A 16,085-nucleotide genomic window follows, 5' to 3' on the forward strand; every position below is an offset into this window, starting at 1 on the left:
TTACGACGCCCGGGATCCCCCCTAGCGATGGTGGTGATGCAACTGCGGCACCTCGAATATTTCATCGCGCTGGCCGAGGAACAGCATTTCGCGCGCGCCGCCGCGCGCTGCAACGTAACCCAGCCGACCCTGTCGACGGCCATCGCAACACTAGAGGCGCAACTGGGCAAGCGGCTGGTCCAGCGCGACCGCCGCTTCGTGGCGCTGACGATCGAGGGCGAGACGATCCTTTCGCATGCGCGCCGGCTGGTCGCCGCGCACCACGAGATGCGCCTCGCCATCGACGCGGCCGGGTCGCTGCGCGGCGAGATGCGGCTGGGCTGCATCCCCGCCGCCATGCCCTATACCGGGCGGTTCCTGCGCGCGCTGACGGCCGACTATCCCGACCTGCGGGTCGCGATCCGACAGCTGACCTCGGACCATATCCTTCGCGGCATCACGGGATTCGAGCTGGACGCGGGGCTGACCTATCTCACCGGCGACGCCCCCGCCGGGGTGACGGCGGCGCCGCTCTATCACGAACGCTATTGCCTCGCCGCGCATCCGCGAAGCCCGCTCGCCCAGCAGGACAGCGTCAGCTTGGCCGAGGCGGTCGGCGAACCGCTCTGCCTGCTGCATCAGGGGATGCAGAACCGCCGGATCCTCGACGCTCATTTCGCGCGGCTGCGCGTGCAGGTGCAGCCGGTGGCGACGACCGATTCCTATCTCGCCTTGCTGTCGCTGGTGGCGCATGGCGGACTGAACAGCATCGTCACGGACAGCCATGCGGCGTTCATCGCGCCGGACACCGGCGTGCGGCTGATCCCGATCGCCGACCTGCCCCAGACCAACAGCATCGGCATGCTGGTCGCCGCCGCCGAACCGATGGCACCGGTCGCGCGGGCCGCGCTAGCCGTCGCGCAGAAGCTGACCCAGGCTTGATAGAGTATGGCTATCACTTATCGCCAAGTTTGATTTGAGTTTGTCGCCACCGCCCGACACAGTCGCCGGTGGAGGAACGATGGCTGATCTGGACGACATTCTGCACGCGCACCCCCCTAGGCAGGATGCCCTGCTGCCGATCCTGCACGACGTGCAGGCGGCCTTCGGCCATGTCTCCGAAGCGGCGATCCGCACCATCGCGCAGCATCTCAACCTGAGCCGCGCCGAGGTGTCCGGTGTCGTCAGCTTCTATCACGACTTTCGCCGCACCCCCGATCCGCGTCCGGCAATCAAGCTGTGCCGCGCGGAAAGTTGCCAGGCGCGGGGCAGCGACGCGCTGGCAGCCGAAGCCGAGCGCGTCGCCGGCGGGCGGGTGCGGGTGGAGACGGTCTATTGCCTGGGGCTGTGCTCGGTCGGACCGAACGCGATGGTCGGCGACGCGGTGCATGCGCGGCTCGACGGCGGCAAGGTCGCCGCGCTGATCGGAGCGCTGTGATGCAGGTTCGCATCTCGGACGACGCGCTTGCGCTCGCATGCGGGGCGGACGCGGTCGCGCAGGCGTTCGCCGATCGCGGGCATGCGGTGGTCCGGACTTCGAGCTGGGGCATGCACTGGCTGGAGCCGCTCGTCGACATTGACGGCGTCGGCTATGGGCCAGTCGGCGTCGGCGATGTCGCGGCGATCCTGGCGGGCGAAGCGGAAGCACTGTGCATCGGCCGCATCGCCGAGCATCCGTTCCTCGCCGCCCAAACCCGGCTGACCTTTGCGCGCGCGGGACGGACACGGCCGTTGAGCCTTGAGGATTATGCCGCGACGGGAGGCTGGGCCGGTCTCGAGCGCGCACGGGCGATGGGGGCGGAGGCGGTCGTCGCGGAGGTGACCGCGTCGGGCCTGCGCGGCCGCGGCGGCGCGGGCTTCCCGGCCGGGATCAAGTGGAGCACCGTCGCCCGCGCGGCGGCCCCGCATAAATATATCGTGTGCAATGCCGACGAAGGCGACAGCGGCAGCTTTGCCGACCGAATGGTGATGGAGGGGGACCCCTTCCTGCTGATCGAAGGCATGGCAATCGCGGGATTGGCGGTCGGCGCCGACAAGGGCTTCGTCTATATCCGCTCCGAATATCCGCATGCCATCGCCAAGATGCAGGCGGCGGTGCGTCTCGCCGCCGCGATCGTCGCGCCATTCGAGATCGAGGTGCGTGTCGGGGCAGGTGCCTATGTGTGCGGCGAGGAAACCTCGCTGCTCAACAGCCTGGAGGGCAAGCGCGGCGAGGTGCGGGCAAAGCCTCCCCTGCCCGCGCATATGGGGCTGTTCGGCTGTCCGACCGTGATCAACAATGTGCTGACCCTCGTCGCGGTGCCCTATGTGCTGGCGCAGGGCGCCCAGGCCTATGCGGACTATGGCATGGGCCGGTCGCGCGGCACGATGCCGGTCCAGCTGGCGGGCAACGTCAAGCATGGCGGGCTGTTCGAGACCGCGTTCGGGATCACGCTGGGCGAGCTGGTGGAACGCATCGGCGGCGGCACGGACAGCGGCCGGCCGGTTCGCGCGGTGCAGGTCGGCGGGCCGCTGGGCGCTTATTTTCCACCCGCGCTTTTCGACACGCCGTTCGACTATGAGGCGTTCGCGGCGGTGGACGGGCTGATCGGCCATGGCGGCATCACCGTGTTCGACGACCGGGTCGACATGGCGAAGCAGGCGCGGTTCGCCTTCGAATTCTGCGCGGCGGAGAGCTGCGGCAAGTGCACGCCGTGCCGGATCGGATCGGTACGGGGGCGCGAGACGCTCGACAAGGTGATCGCCGGCGACGCGCCGGACGCCAATCTCGCGCTGATCGCCGACCTGTGCGAGACGATGAAATTCGGGTCGCTCTGCGCCCTTGGCGGCTTCACGCCCTATCCGGTGCTCAGCGCGATCAACCATTTCCCCGAGGATTTCGGCCTTCGCCTGGCCGAGGCGACAGCATGATCGAAACCTCACGAACCGGATCCGCGCGCGCGATGCGGCGCCGTCCCCCTCTTCCCGACACCTTGAATCGCCGCAACGATCGTGCGCGGCTGGAGCAACAGGATGGGCTATGAACCCCAGGCCGATTTCGGCACCCCCGCGTCCGACGCGTCGACCAGCGTCACGCTAACCATCGACGGCCGCGAAACCACCGTGCCCGCCGGCACCACGGTGATGCGCGCGGCGGCCGAACTGGGCACCGCCATCCCCAAGCTGTGCGCCACCGACAGTCTGAAGCAATTCGGATCCTGCCGGCTGTGCCTGGTGGAGATCGACGGCCGGCGCGGCACGCCCGCCAGCTGCACGACGCCGGTCGAACCCGGCATGGTGGTGCGCACCCAGACGCCGACGCTGCACAAGCTGCGCAAGGGCGTGATGGAGCTGTACATATCCGATCACCCGCTCGACTGCCTTACCTGCCCTGCCAATGGCGATTGCGAGCTGCAGGATCAGGCGGGTGCGGTCGGCCTGCGCGAGGTCCGCTATGGCTATGCGGGCGAACATCACCGCGACCAGCCGAAAGACCTGTCCAACCCCTATTTCGATTTCGATCCCAGCAAGTGCATCGCCTGTTCGCGCTGTGTCCGCGCCTGTGACGAGGTCCAGGGCACGCTGGCGCTGACCATGGACGGGCGCGGCTTCGCGTCGAAAATCTCCGCAGGTACCGCCGCGGACAATTTCCTTTCGTCGGAATGTGTCTCGTGCGGCGCCTGCGTCCAGGCCTGCCCGACCTCGACCCTGCAGGAACGCAAGGTCGTCGAAATCGGCACGCCGGACCGCAGCGTCGTCACCACCTGCGCTTATTGCGGGGTCGGTTGCACCTTCCGCGCCGAGATGCGCGGCGAGCAGCTGGTGCGGATGGTGCCGTGGAAGGACGGCAAGGCCAATCGCGGGCATAGCTGCGTCAAGGGCCGCTTCGCCTGGGGCTATGCCAACCACCAGGAACGCATCCTCAACCCGATGATCCGCGCGTCGATCGACCAGCCCTGGCGGGAAGTCAGCTGGGACGAAGCCTTCGCCCATGCCGCATCCGAAATCCGCCGCATCCAGGCAAAATATGGGCGCGGCGCGGTCGGCGGCATCACCTCGAGCCGTTGTACCAACGAAGAAACCTTCCTCGTCCAGAAGCTGATCCGCGCCGGGTTCGGCAACAACAATGTCGATACCTGCGCACGGGTGTGCCACTCGCCGACCGGCTATGGGCTGAAGACCACCTTCGGGACGAGCGCGGGCACCCAGGATTTCGACAGCGTGATGCAGGCCGATGTCATCCTGATCATCGGCGCCAACCCGACCGACGGCCATCCGGTCTTCGCCAGCCGCATGAAGCGGCGGCTGCGCGAGGGCGCGAAGCTGATCGTGATCGACCCGCGCCGGATCGACATCGTGCGGTCCCCGCACATCGCGGCGGCACACCACCTGCCGCTGCGGCCGGGTACCAACGTCGCGGTATTGACCGCAATGGCGCACGTCATCGTGACCGAGGGGCTGGCGAACGAAGCCTTTGTCCGCGAACGGTGCGACTGGGACGAATATCAGCACTGGGCCGAGTTCGTCTCGCAATCGCGCAACGCGCCCGAGGCGCTGGCACCCGTGACCATGGTCGATCCCGCCGCGCTGCGCGAGGCGGCACGGCTCTATGCCACCGGCGGCAATGCGGCGATCTATTATGGCCTGGGCGTTACCGAGCACTCGCAAGGCTCGTCGACCGTGATGGCGATCGCCAACCTTGCGATGGCGACCGGCAATATCGGGCGCGAGGGCGTCGGCGTAAACCCGCTGCGCGGGCAGAACAATGTCCAGGGGGCGTGCGACATGGGCAGCTTCCCCCACGAACTTTCCGGCTATCGGCACGTGTCTGACGCGACCGCCCGCGCGCTGTTCGAGGATGCATGGGGCGTCGCCATCGATCCGGAACCGGGCCTGCGCATCACCAACATGCTCGACGCCGCGGTCGACGGCACGTTCAAGGCGCTGTACGTGCAGGGCGAGGACATTCTCCAGTCCGATCCCAACACCCAGCACGTCTCGGCCGGGCTGGCCGCGATGGAATGCGTCATCGTCCACGACCTGTTTCTGAACGAGACGGCGAACTACGCGCACATCTTTCTGCCCGGTTCGACCTTCCTCGAAAAGGATGGCACCTTTACCAACGCCGAGCGTCGCATCCAGCCCGTACGCAAGGTGATGACGCCGATGAACGGCATGGCCGATTGGGAAGTGACCCAGCGCCTCGCCAATGCGCTGGGTCTCGACTGGCACTACACCCATCCCCGCGAGATCATGGACGAGATCGCCCGGCTGACGCCGAGCTTCGCCGGCGTGAGCTTCGCGCGGCTGGACGCGATGGGGTCGATCCAATGGCCCGCCAACGCAGCCGCGCCAGAGGGCACGCCGGTGATGCACATCGACGGCTTTGTGCGTGGCAAGGGCAAGTTCGTGGTCACCGACTATATCCCGACCGACGAGAAGACCGGCCCGCGCTTTCCGCTGTTGCTCACCACCGGGCGGATTCTGAGCCAGTATAATGTCGGCGCGCAGACGCGGCGCACGGACAATGTGGTATGGCATCCCGAGGATCTTCTCGAAATTCACCCGGTGGATGCCGAGGATCGGGGACTCAAGAACGGCGACTGGGCCCGCCTGGCCAGCCGGGCGGGTGAGACGACCCTGCGCATCGTCGTCACCGATCGCGTGGCGCCGGGCGTCGTCTACACGACCTTCCACCACCCTGCGACCCAGGCCAATGTCATCACCACCGACTATTCGGATTGGGCGACCAATTGCCCGGAATACAAGGTAACGGCGGTGCAGGTTTCGGCCTCCAACGGGCCCAGCGCTTGGCAGGAAGACTATGAGGCGCTCGCCACCCGCTCGCGCCGGATCGAAACCGAGGCGGCCGAATGAGGGAGCACGATCCGCTCATTCGCATGGCCAATCAGATCGCAGCCAATTTCGTGACGATGGGCGAGGCGGAGGCCGCTGCCGCGACCGCCGAACATATCACGCTGTTCTGGGACCCTGGCATGAAGGCGAGCCTGCTCGAAGCCGCACCCGGCCTTTCACCGACCGCAGCCGAAGCGGTCGAGCGGCTGCGGGAAGCACTGACAAGGAAGAATGCCGACACCCCATAGGAGTAGCGGCGTGTTGTCAGTGGTGCGGCAGGATTTGCTGGTTTCAGGAAAAGCTGCGCCCTTGCGATGCGCTCGTCGCTTTGGATCGCCACGTACGCCGGTAAAGGCATGACTACCGACCGTGTGCGGAAGCGTCTTAAGTCGAAAGCTCGTGGGACTCCCATTGGCGGTGTCCCCCAAAGAAGCGTGAGCGCCGGCGAATTCCCGATCCGCGAGTGCTTCGTAGCCCACCCAAAAATCTGGTCCGAAAACCGGATACGGGCCCTCGCCGTGCAGAGCGGGCCACAGCGCGAAGAGCGTGTCGGGGCGCCCTCTATCGTCTTCGAGGCAGTTCCCCGACCTCCTTCGGCTGAACGATCGCCGCATGATGCTTCACGCGCGGAACGGTCAGCGCACCCCGGAGAATGTCCGCCGGGTTCTTTTCGGTGCGCAGCGTTGCGAAGCCATAGCCGAACACGCGGCCCGCAAAGGCGCGCAGCCGCACTGCCGTCTCGTGATGCCCGCGACGTTCAGCGCGTTTCAGGACATCCAGCAGCTCGTGCGGTGCGATCGCCGCGATCGGCCGGCGGGCGACGCCACCGAGCAGTTCAAGAAACCAGCGCGCCTTCTAAAGGGTGGCCGCCGACTTTCCCTCCCGCTCTATCTTCTCGATATATTCATTGGCGACCAGCTCGAAAGTGGTCTTCGCCGCCAGTTCCGCATCGAGCTGCTTCTGTCGCTTCTGCTCGACCGGATCGAAGCTGTCGGCGAGCTCCACGCGTGCCTGTTGGAGAGTTACTTCGGGGAAGTTACCAAGCGACAGCTTCCGCTCCAGGCTGTGTGAAAACGGCGTGACGCGATCAAAGGCACGCCCGCAAAGACGCGCAAGCCCATCGAGCGACGCGCACTCAGGTGGCAATTGCGGTTAGCATCTTCCGGGCCCCGAGGATGCTGAGCGCGCGGGTCAGGTTATATGCGAGAACGTGGAGCGCCATCTCGGTTGAAACGTGACGCTTGGTTTTCATGAGGAAGTGCGATGCACCCATGCGCGACTTCAACGTGCCGAAGGGGTGTTCGACGGTCTGGCGCCGTACCCGCATTGCGTTGGGGTTTGCGTCCAAGCGCTGCTGCATGGCTTCGAGTATGTGCTCATGTTCCCAACGTGTGACCCTACGTTCCGGGTCCGGTGTGCAACGCGCCTTGAGGGGGCATCTTGGGCACGCGCTTGTCCAGTATCGGCTTACCGTCAAACCCACTTCCAAGTTGGTGTAGCGGTATGTCAGCGCCTCGCCGGCTGGGCAGCGATACGTGTCCTGATCGGGGATATGGACGAAATCCTGCTTGCCATACCGTCCCGCAGCCTTGGCCTGTGAGGTCAACGGCTTTGGCAGAGTGACGGTGACGCCGGCCTGTTCGCTGGCGAGTATCTGTTCGCTGGAGAAATAGCCGCGATCGGCCACCACATCGAGTTGCTCTATGCCAAGAACTGCCTTGGCCTTGGTTGCCATGCCGCTGCGTTGCGCCCGAGCGGTTCCTACGTTCGTCACCTCGTGCGTGACGATGATATGGTGGTCTGTGTCTACCGCCACCTGAACATTGTAGCCGACCACCCCTGTCCTGCGCCCACTCGATGACATCGACCGCCCGAACGGGATTCTCCTCCTCGATCCAATCGTCCATGCATGGCGGAAACAGCGTCGTCTGCGTACGATCCGCGCCGGCAATGAAGCGACCCATCCGCCCCTCCAAACTGTCGGACCACATTACCACTTCTGCTGCGTTTTCGCACAGTCTGGGTCGGGAGCTGCCGGAGGTTCTTGGTCGTAATCTGCTAGGTTGCTTCTGAGCGCTGAACGCCGCGACGTACTTGGCTTAGAGCAAGGCGCTATCGGAGGTTGGCGGCCAAGAAGTCTACGAACACCCGTACCCGCGCCGGCACATTCGACCCGCCCACGAACACCGCGTGGATTTGCTCGACGTCGCCGGGGTTGAACGCCTCGAGGAGCGGCACAAGCGCGCCGCTTGCGATCTCCTCGACCACGCTGAAGGCACCCACCCGCGCGATGCCGACCCCGATTGCCGCCAGCTGCCCGAGCGTCTCGCCATTATTGGCTTCCAATCCACCGCGCACCGGTAGCGCGAAGTCATGGCCATCGCGGCGGAACGGCCAAACGGGTTCGGAACGACGAAAGCTGAAATTCAGGCAATTATGGGCGAACAGGTCCTCGGGCACCTGCGGCATTCCGTGCCGCGCGAGATAGTTGGGCGCGGCGACGATCACCCGCCGGGTCTCGCCAAGCTTGCGGGCGGTGAGGGAGCTGTCCGGCAACGGTCCAAACCGCACCGCGACATCGGCTTGCCCGGCGGCGATGTCGACCAGCGTATCGGTCAATGCGATGTCGATCAGGATGTCGGGGTACAGCGCGGCGAACTCGCCAAGGAGTGGCACCACGCACAGCCGCCCATGTGACAGCGCCGCGCTGACCCGCAGTCGCCCCCGCGGACTGCCCTGGTCGGCGATCTGCTGCTCCGCGTCGTCGAGATCGGCGAGAATCCGGCGCGCGGCCTGCAGATAGGCGTGGCCCTCGGCGGTGAGCGTGAGCGCCCGGGTAGAGCGCAGCAGCAGGCGCACGCCCAGTCGCGCTTCGATGCGGTCGACTGCGCGCGCCACGGCCGAAGGACTCATGCCTAGCTTCCGGCCGGCCGCCGAGAAGCTGCCTAGCTCGATCACCGCAGCGAACAGTGCGAGCGCATGCGCCCGGTCGCTGCCGCCGCTCATCTTTGCGTCCATTGCACAAATCCTTCGCGTTCGCTCCAGCTACACCGACACTGCCGCACCGTCCATCTTTGCCTCCGAACAAGCAATAGGATGGTGAGCATGGAATATCGGCAATTGGGACGATCGGGCCTGCGCGTGCCCGCGCTCAGCTTCGGCGCGGGCACTTTCGGCGGCCAGGGGCCGCTGTTCAGCGCCTGGGGCCAGAGCGATGCGGCCGAGGCACGGCGACTGATCGACATCTGCCTCGATGCCGGCGTGACGCTGTTTGACACTGCAGACGTATATTCGGGTGGCGCCTCGGAGGAGATTCTGGGCGAGGCGATCCGCGGCCGCCGCGACGCGGTGCTCGTCTCGACCAAGACCGGACTACCGATGGGCGACGCCTCGCAGGATTGGGGTGCCTCCCGCGCCCGCCTGATCCGGGCCGTCGAGGATGCGCTGCGCCGGCTGGGCACCGACTATATCGACCTGCTCCAGCTCCACGCCTTCGACGCCTCCACCCCGACCGAGGAGGTGATGGGCACGTTCGACTTGCTGATCGCGTCGGGCAAGGTTCGCTATGCCGGTGTGTCCAACTATCCCGGCTGGCAGGTGATGAAGGCGCAGGCCGTGGCGGAGCGCCATGGATGGCCGCGACTGGTGGCGCACCAGGTCTATTATTCGCTGATCGGCCGCGCCTATGAGGCGGATCTGATGCCGCTTGCCGCCGACCAGGGCGTGGGCGCGCTGGTATGGAGCCCGCTCGGCTGGGGCCGGCTGACCGGCAAGATCGGCCGCGATCGCCCGATCCCCGACGGCAGCCGCCTGCATGCGACCGAACAGTTCGCGCCGCCCGTCGAGGCCGAGCATCTCTACCGCGTCGTCGATGCGCTCGAAGCGGTCGCCGCCGAGATCGGCAAGACCGTGCCGCAGATCGCGATCAACTGGCTGCTCCAGCGCCCCACCGTGTCGTCGGTGATCATCGGCGCGCGCAACGAGGCGCAGCTTCGCCAGAATCTCGGTGCCGTCGGCTGGGCGCTCAGCGCGGAGCAGATCGCCACGCTCGATCGCGCAAGCGAGGTGCTGCCACCCTATCCGCATACCCCCTATCGCCAGCAGGAGGGCTTTGCCCGCCTGGCACCGAGGCTCGTATGAAGAACCAACTCGGCTTGCTGGCCCTCGCGGTCGGTGCCTTCGGCATCGGCGTCACCGAATTCGCGCCGATGGGGCTGCTGCCCGTCATCGCAAAGGATCTGCAGGTTTCCATCCCCGCGGCGGGGCTGCTGATCAGCGCCTATGCGCTGGGCGTGATGCTCGGCGCGCCGCTGATGACGCTGACCACCGGCCGGGTGCCGCGGCGGATGCTGCTGATCGGCCTGGCGGGCATCTTCACCGCGGGCAACCTGCTCGCGGCGGTGTCCGACAGCTATGCGCTGCTGCTCGTCGCGCGCGTGCTCACCTCGTTCAACCACGGCGCCTTTTTCGGGGTGGGTTCGGTCGTGGCGGCAGGGCTGGTCGCACCCGAGCGCCGGGCCAGCGCGGTCGCCTCTATGTTCATGGGGCTGACCATCGCCAATGTGGTGGGTGTGCCGCTCGCCACCTGGGTCGGCGAGCATCTCGGGTGGCGCGCGTCCTTCTGGGGCATCGCCGGCCTCGGCGTGCTCACGATGGCCGCACTTCGCGTGACCCTGCCTGCCCTCCCTGCACCCGCGGGCGGCAACGTGCTCGCAGAGCTGCGGGTACTCGCCCGCAAGCGGGTGCTGGGTGCGCTGGCGCTAACCGTGATCGGATCGAGCGCGATGTTCACCGTGTTCACCTACATCACGCCTATCCTGCGCGACGCGACGCATGCGTCGCTGGGCTTCATCACCGCGATGCTGATGCTCTATGGCGTGGGCCTGACGGCGGGCAACTGGCTGGGCGGCCGGTTCGCCGATCGTTCGGTCGACCGCACCTTGCTGATCACGCTGGGATGTCTGTCCGCCATCTTGATCGCCTTCGCCCTGCTGATGCCGCAGGCCGGCCCGAGCGCGGTGCTGATCTTCCTGTGGGGTGTCGCAAGCTTTGCGCTTGTGCCGCCGCTACAGGTCCGCGTTATGACGGCGGCAGCAGACGCCCCGAACCTCGCCTCGGCGGTCAATATCGGCGCATTCAATCTTGGCAATGCGTTCGGTGCCGCGCTGGGGGGCGGCGTGATTGCTGCCGGACTCGGCTATCCGGCCGTGGCGCTGGCAGGCGCCGTGACATCGCTGATGGGCCTGGTGGCGCTTTGGACGACCAGCCGCCATAAAGCTGCGCGGCAACCCGACTGGCAATGCGCTTCCCGGGCCGCCGCCGAAAAGGGATGAAGCTCAACGCTTCCTCACCAGCAACGTTGGGCGCCGCTCGGCAGAAGTGCCAGCTTGAAAGCCGCAAGCAGCGTATGAGCAACGACGTCTATCGGGACGGCGCGACAACACCTCGAACGATCGAGATTGAGGCGCGCTGCTGCCGAACAAATGGAAGGAATGGCAATGGCAGCTATTCTCAGGAGCTGTCGTTGTAACGGAGGCTGGGGGCGGCACATGGTGGTCGCCTGCTGTCGGAATTGTCGCCGGGTCCCGGGACCACACCTCTCATTTCAAGATGTTCGCGAAACGCAGGCGCACACCCACTGTGAATGCTCCAGGGCTGCTTTGACAATGCATGCAGGCGATGCAACGAAGCGGTGTGCGTACGCAGCGGTCAGATAGCTATTGCGCCACGCATCTCGCCCGGCCTCTCCCTTGCGATGGCAAATCCTGCATGAAAACGTCTTCGTTGTTGACCTGCGCAGCGCTCCTGCTGTGGAGCCCGTGCGCAACCGCGCAGGAAAGCCATCCATCTGCTTCCGACGAAGTGCCACCCTCGGCGGTCCAAGCCAGAATCGGCCGGGTGGAACAGGGGCTTTCGGCGCCCGTGGTAATCAAAGGCGCACCGGATCAGAAGATGGCGCTGGCCGAGCGCATGGCATTTTATCAGGTGCCCGCTGTCAGCATCGCCTTGATCAACAATGGTCGCATCGAATGGGCGCGCGCCTATGGCATGGCCGACATTGCCAGTCAGCGGCCGGCGACAACAAAAACCTTGTTCCAGGCCGGCTCGATCAGCAAGGCAATCACTGCCATCGGGGCTTTGCGCCTTGTCGAGCAGGGTAAATTGTCGCTGGACGAAGAGGCCAACCGCCAGCTTATCGCGTGGAAGATCCCGCAGAACGATCTTGCCCGCCAAAAGGCGATTACCCTACGCATGTTGCTCAATCACAGCGCCGGCCTCACCGTCCACGGCTTCATGGGCTACGCGCAGGGGCAGGCGCTTCCGACGCTGGTGCAAGTGCTGGACGGCGTTCCACCCGCCAACTCCGATCCGGTCCGTGTCGATCTGGTTCCGGGAAGCGCCTGGCGCTACTCGGGAGGCGGTTACACCGTCGTTCAGGTCATGATGAGCGAAGCCAGCGGCCAGCCCTTTGACCGATACATGCAGGCGGCGGTGCTGGATCGGATGGGAATGTCCGAAAGCAGTTTCGCCGTGCCGTTGCCTGACACCCGGCGCGACCTGGCCGCCACTGCTTATGTCGGCGCCGGCACGGCCATCGCGGGCCGATGGCACAACTATCCTGAATCCGCCGCGGCAGGCCTGTGGACCACGCCCAGTGATCTGGCGCGTGTGGTGCTCGAGGTGCAGAAGGCGGAAGCGGGGAAGTCCGACGCTGTATTGTCGCGCGCGATGACGACCACCATGCTGACGCGCGGCCTGGGCGAATATGGGCTTGGCTTCTTCGTCGAGACGCTGGGCGACCGGACGAGCTTCAGCCATAGCGGCGGCACCATGGGCTTCCGATCCCAGCTATATGGGTACACCCGCGCGGGCCAGGGCGCGATCGTTATGACCAACAGCGATACCGGCGCGGCGCTGATCGCGGAAATCCTGTCCAGCATTGCCGCCGAATATGGCTGGCCCGATTTCAAGGTGGTCGAGAAAGCCGCGCTTCCCGGTGACGCGGCGGTCAACATGCAGGTTGCGGGCGACTATCAACTGCTGGACCTGCCCGCGCACGTCATCGCCGAAGGAGACCGCCTGTATTTTCAAAGCCAGTTGTTCGGGGCCAAACGCATGGAGATGTTCGCGGAATCGAAGGCGTCGTTCTTCATGACCGCACAGGACATGTCGATCCGCTTCGAACGCGGCAACGACGGTGCAATCACCGGATTTGCTCTGCTTCGCGGTGAAAACACTTATCCGGCGAAACGGATGAGATAGAGAGAATATGGCAGAACGAATGGCCGGTTCCGGCGTGAGGCGACATTCCGGCTTTCACATCGGAATGGCTTAGGGTGGTCGACTGCTGCCGGAAACATCGACCGGCGCTATTTGGGACAAATCCGCCATTACTGCATTACGTGGCGAACGGCAGGTTTTGCCAGGAGTCGACGCCTAGAGCCTCCGCGGTCACTCATCGAAAGACAGGAAGCGAGGGAAAGCTCCAACGCTACGGGAGCCGCTAACACATGAACGCACTACGACCGCGTATCGCGCAGCTACGTTCGTCGGGCGCCGTCCACGCCAGAACGCCGGTCACAAGGTCGACGGGTACGTGATAGGAAATTTGGCTGGCGCATAGTTGCAACCACCCCTCACCGGCTCCCAAGATAGGAAAAGATACGTTCATCCACTCGTCAGACCATCCGAAGATGAAATCCACGTTCCACGAAATTTCGCGTCGTAAAGAAAATGGCTACCGCCACAGCCGTAAAGAAAATAGCAGGCACTAACGACGTTAGATAGGAGATTTCGACCGCTATTAGCACCACTGCTCCGCCAGCAGCGAAGGCGATGGCTGTCGGGATCAGCGGTCGTAGCGGGGAGGAAACGGCAAAGAGTAAATGTATCATCCTCCGCCGGATCAAGGCCCTGGCGATGTATCCCAACAACAGCCCCGAGGCGATTCCGACCATCCCGAAACTTGCCAGGAGAAAGGAAGCCACTATGCCGATTACTGCGCCTGCTACCGTTACTAAAAGCCCGTGCCCCGGTGCGCGATACGCAAACAGCAGATCGGCAATGCCAAAGCTGGCCTGCAGAATCTCGGCAAGGCACAGGATCAGCATTGGAGCATAGGCGGCAGGATAATAGCCGCCCAGCAGACGGAGTATCGCCGCTCCCATGCCGGCGATCAGCAGAAAGGTCGGCAACTGCAGATCCAATATCTTCCTGCTCACGCCAGCGATGGTACGCCTCGCCGGGCCGAGTCCGGAAAGTCTCAACTCCCGCGCAACGATGGGTGTCAACAGCGCATCGAAGGACTGCCGCACCTGCCGAAGCGGTGTGCAGACCTGCCGTGCCACACCATAAACGCCTGCCGGAGCATCGCCCAACATCAAACCGACGATGTACAGGTCTGCGCGTTCTGCAAGCGCGGTGACGCAGTCCGTCCCTGTCACCCAGCTGTTGTGGCGCATCGTGCTGAACAGCTGCTGAAAATCAGAGGGCCTTATGGTCACGCCTCGCATGTTAAAGCTCCGCAGCACTGCTGACAGGGCAACGACAATTGCCGCAAGCGTCCCCGCGGCGTAGCCTATCACGAGGCCGAATTGCGGGGCGCCAAACCAGAAGGCGACCACGGATATCAGAACCGCCACATAGGGTTCGATGATGCTTCTGCAGAGCACCTCGTAGCGAACAAGACCCTGCCAGCGTGTGGCGGCGAGCAGGAGATCCAGCAACGCTTGCCCAGTGATGAGCGGCGCCATCCACAACAGGGTCCAGCCAACCAGTCCCAGCCCTGGCAAGAGCAATATGCATGAAACGATCAGCGTCGTTACCAGCGCGCTGACGCCGACGACGATCAGGCCCGTTTCGAGCAGACGGTCACCCGGCGACGTCGAATGTTCCGTATTTTCCAGGATCTGGAAAAGCATGGTCTTCATGCCCGCCCCGCCGATGGTAATGGAAACCTCGACGATGGCGAGCGCGACGCTGTACGCACCGTAAAGCGTGGCGCCATATAGGACGGCCGCGACCAACAAGAACGAAATGCGGGCCCCGAACTTGATCGCGAACCCGCCACCCACCGCCAGTGCTCCGCGATGGAGCCGTCGATTTCCCTCAGAACTCTGCGCGTCCGGTGCCTCAGCCGACCACCCGTCAACGGTCATTTGGTGCCATTCGGGGGAGGCGGCGTTGCAGGCGCGTCCGGCTGCACCTCCGGCCTGCGCTTGCGATGGCCGTGAACATGCAACGCGTCGATTTCCGCCTGCCTGGACTGGAGATAGGATGCGCGCGAGGCCGCATATGGATCCGACGAATCGCGGAACTTCTGCAACTTATCGGCGAATTCAACCCGGTCGTCCAAGGTTCCGATGATGGTGGCGGGCAACGTATACCAGACGCGGTTGAAGGGCTTCCCGACGGTCGAGGGTAGTAAAAGCTTGTCTACCGAAAGGCCGACGAGATCACGCACCGTCGTCGGTCCGATGAGCGGAAGGAAAAGAAAGGGCCCCGGCTTGATGCCATAGAAGCCCATCGTGTTGGCAAAGCTGTTGCGTCTTTTGGGGAGCTTGAAGGGCTTCTTCTTTGCCACGTCGACCACGCCGGCAATGCCGAGCGTGGAATTGACTCCAAAGCGCCCAACCGTCTCGAATGCTTTCCCGATCTTGTGCTGCAGGAGATAGTTTAAGAAAACGACCGGCTCGTTCAAATTATTGAAAAAGTGCCGCAATCCGGCGCGGATGAAGGACGGTACTATTTTGGAATAGGTCTTGGCCGCGGGTGCGACGACCAGCTTGTCGGCCGCCTGCACGACGGCATAGGTCTTCAGGTTCACTTCCTGAAGAGGATCCTCGCGGGGCGGACGCGGTCTCGCGCTGACGACGATTTCGACATCTTCCGGATTCGCCTGTGGGGCTTGCTCGGGTGCGGTGCCGTCGGCTTGCGACGAGGCCTGACTCGGCGCAACCGTGGCTTGCCCCGGCTCGGGTGCAGCGCTGGAGGCCTGAGGCGCGGTCTGACTCGGCGCAACCGTGGTTTGCGCCGACTCGGTGGACTGGGCATCCACAGCGGGCAATACAACGGAAAGGACCGGCACCGCGATTAGTTCGTCCGGCGTGCCTGCCGCGCCCGCCTCTGCGGGGCCGCTGGCCACAAGCAGCGCCGCCATCAGAGTAGAAACACCCATTATTGGACATTCATGGCAGTGTGTCTCGCTGCATTCGGCACGGATATGGGTCGACTGTCGCCGACATTCCGACCGTCCGGAGATGTCGAAAGGG

General features: G+C 64.7%; 12 protein-coding genes and 1 pseudogene. 8 read left to right on the forward strand and 5 right to left on the reverse strand.

Annotation, left to right across the window (positions count from 1 at the left end):
- Positions 1-36: 36 nt before the first annotated feature.
- From A7X12_RS21260 to A7X12_RS21280, 5 genes are all read left to right on the forward strand, one after another.
- Positions 37-921, forward strand: coding sequence for a LysR family transcriptional regulator (locus A7X12_RS21260; protein WP_064313505.1), 885 nt, complete (start codon positions 37-39; stop codon positions 919-921).
- A 79-nt stretch (positions 922-1,000) separates the two neighbouring features.
- The gene (locus A7X12_RS21265) at positions 1,001-1,417 is read left to right on the forward strand and encodes an NADH-quinone oxidoreductase subunit NuoE family protein (protein WP_064313433.1); all 417 of its coding nucleotides are present in this window, start codon (positions 1,001-1,003) and stop codon (positions 1,415-1,417) included.
- Positions 1,417-2,889, forward strand: coding sequence for an NADH-ubiquinone oxidoreductase-F iron-sulfur binding region domain-containing protein (locus tag A7X12_RS21270; RefSeq protein ID WP_064313434.1), 1,473 nt, complete (start codon positions 1,417-1,419; stop codon positions 2,887-2,889). The genes A7X12_RS21265 and A7X12_RS21270 overlap by 1 nt, the downstream gene beginning before the upstream one ends.
- Positions 2,890-2,991: 102 nt before the next feature.
- Positions 2,992-5,835 carry a formate dehydrogenase subunit alpha gene (fdhF, locus tag A7X12_RS21275; RefSeq protein ID WP_064313435.1) on the forward strand — a complete coding sequence of 948 codons (2,844 nt, stop codon included), beginning with the start codon at positions 2,992-2,994 and terminating at the stop codon, positions 5,833-5,835.
- Positions 5,832-6,062: a formate dehydrogenase subunit delta gene (locus A7X12_RS21280; protein WP_232318633.1), complete on the forward strand. Its 231-nt coding sequence runs from the start codon at positions 5,832-5,834 to the stop codon at positions 6,060-6,062. The genes fdhF and A7X12_RS21280 overlap by 4 nt, the downstream gene beginning before the upstream one ends.
- 313 nt (positions 6,063-6,375) lie before the next feature.
- Here the strand turns inward: A7X12_RS21280 and A7X12_RS26820 are convergent, their stop codons facing one another.
- From A7X12_RS26820 to A7X12_RS21295, 3 genes and pseudogenes are all read right to left on the reverse strand, one after another.
- A complete protein-coding gene (locus A7X12_RS26820) occupies positions 6,376-6,648 on the reverse strand; it encodes a phage integrase central domain-containing protein (protein WP_443029316.1) in 273 nt (90 codons plus the stop codon).
- Positions 6,649-6,949: 301 nt separating this feature from the next.
- Positions 6,950-7,693, reverse strand: a pseudogene (locus A7X12_RS21290) (transposase); the annotation flags it as partial.
- Positions 7,694-7,926: 233 nt separating this feature from the next.
- On the reverse strand, positions 7,927-8,832 hold the full coding sequence (locus A7X12_RS21295; protein ID WP_064313438.1) for a LysR family transcriptional regulator: 906 nt from the start codon (positions 8,830-8,832) through the stop codon (positions 7,927-7,929).
- An 87-nt stretch (positions 8,833-8,919) separates the two neighbouring features.
- Here A7X12_RS21295 and A7X12_RS21300 point away from each other — a divergent pair, with 87 nt between their 5' ends.
- From A7X12_RS21300 to A7X12_RS21310, 3 genes are all read left to right on the forward strand, one after another.
- Positions 8,920-9,954 carry an aldo/keto reductase gene (locus tag A7X12_RS21300; protein ID WP_064313507.1) on the forward strand — a complete coding sequence of 345 codons (1,035 nt, stop codon included), beginning with the start codon at positions 8,920-8,922 and terminating at the stop codon, positions 9,952-9,954.
- Positions 9,951-11,147 (forward strand): MFS transporter, encoded by a 1,197-nt coding sequence (locus A7X12_RS21305; RefSeq protein ID WP_064313439.1) that lies wholly within the window; start codon positions 9,951-9,953, stop codon positions 11,145-11,147. The genes A7X12_RS21300 and A7X12_RS21305 overlap by 4 nt, the downstream gene beginning before the upstream one ends.
- Positions 11,148-11,583: 436 nt before the next feature.
- The gene (locus A7X12_RS21310; RefSeq protein ID WP_084445864.1) at positions 11,584-13,077 is read left to right on the forward strand and encodes a serine hydrolase domain-containing protein; all 1,494 of its coding nucleotides are present in this window, start codon (positions 11,584-11,586) and stop codon (positions 13,075-13,077) included.
- A 416-nt stretch (positions 13,078-13,493) separates the two neighbouring features.
- On the opposite strand, the gene A7X12_RS21315 is transcribed toward A7X12_RS21310, so the two are convergent.
- Positions 13,494-14,972: a lipopolysaccharide biosynthesis protein gene (locus tag A7X12_RS21315; protein WP_084445867.1), complete on the reverse strand. Its 1,479-nt coding sequence runs from the start codon at positions 14,970-14,972 to the stop codon at positions 13,494-13,496.
- The gene (locus tag A7X12_RS21320; RefSeq protein WP_064313441.1) at positions 14,969-15,991 is read right to left on the reverse strand and encodes an MlaA family lipoprotein; all 1,023 of its coding nucleotides are present in this window, start codon (positions 15,989-15,991) and stop codon (positions 14,969-14,971) included. Before A7X12_RS21320 ends, A7X12_RS21315 begins: the two co-directional genes overlap by 4 nt.
- Between the last annotated feature and the right edge of the window lie 94 nt (positions 15,992-16,085).

This window comes from Sphingomonas sp. TDK1, from assembly GCF_001650735.1.
GTDB lineage: Bacteria > Pseudomonadota > Alphaproteobacteria > Sphingomonadales > Sphingomonadaceae > Sphingomonas.

Bases quoted from the DNA above. Each gene is read 5' to 3' on its own strand.
- A7X12_RS21300 (WP_064313507.1), top strand. From the start codon at position 8,920: ATGGAATATCGGCAATTGGGACGATCGGGCCTGCGCGTGCCCGCGCTC.
- A7X12_RS21260 (WP_064313505.1), top strand. From the start codon at position 37: ATGCAACTGCGGCACCTCGAATATTTCATCGCGCTGGCCGAGGAACAG.
- A7X12_RS21320 (WP_064313441.1), bottom strand. From the start codon at position 15,991: ATGGGTGTTTCTACTCTGATGGCGGCGCTGCTTGTGGCCAGCGGCCCC.
- A7X12_RS21305 (WP_064313439.1), top strand. From the start codon at position 9,951: ATGAAGAACCAACTCGGCTTGCTGGCCCTCGCGGTCGGTGCCTTCGGC.
- A7X12_RS21295 (WP_064313438.1), bottom strand. From the start codon at position 8,832: ATGGACGCAAAGATGAGCGGCGGCAGCGACCGGGCGCATGCGCTCGCA.
- A7X12_RS21280 (WP_232318633.1), top strand. From the start codon at position 5,832: ATGAGGGAGCACGATCCGCTCATTCGCATGGCCAATCAGATCGCAGCC.
- A7X12_RS21265 (WP_064313433.1), top strand. From the start codon at position 1,001: ATGGCTGATCTGGACGACATTCTGCACGCGCACCCCCCTAGGCAGGAT.
- A7X12_RS21270 (WP_064313434.1), top strand. From the start codon at position 1,417: ATGCAGGTTCGCATCTCGGACGACGCGCTTGCGCTCGCATGCGGGGCG.
- fdhF (WP_064313435.1), top strand. From the start codon at position 2,992: ATGGGCTATGAACCCCAGGCCGATTTCGGCACCCCCGCGTCCGACGCG.
- A7X12_RS21310 (WP_084445864.1), top strand. From the start codon at position 11,584: ATGAAAACGTCTTCGTTGTTGACCTGCGCAGCGCTCCTGCTGTGGAGC.
- A7X12_RS21315 (WP_084445867.1), bottom strand. From the start codon at position 14,972: ATGACCGTTGACGGGTGGTCGGCTGAGGCACCGGACGCGCAGAGTTCT.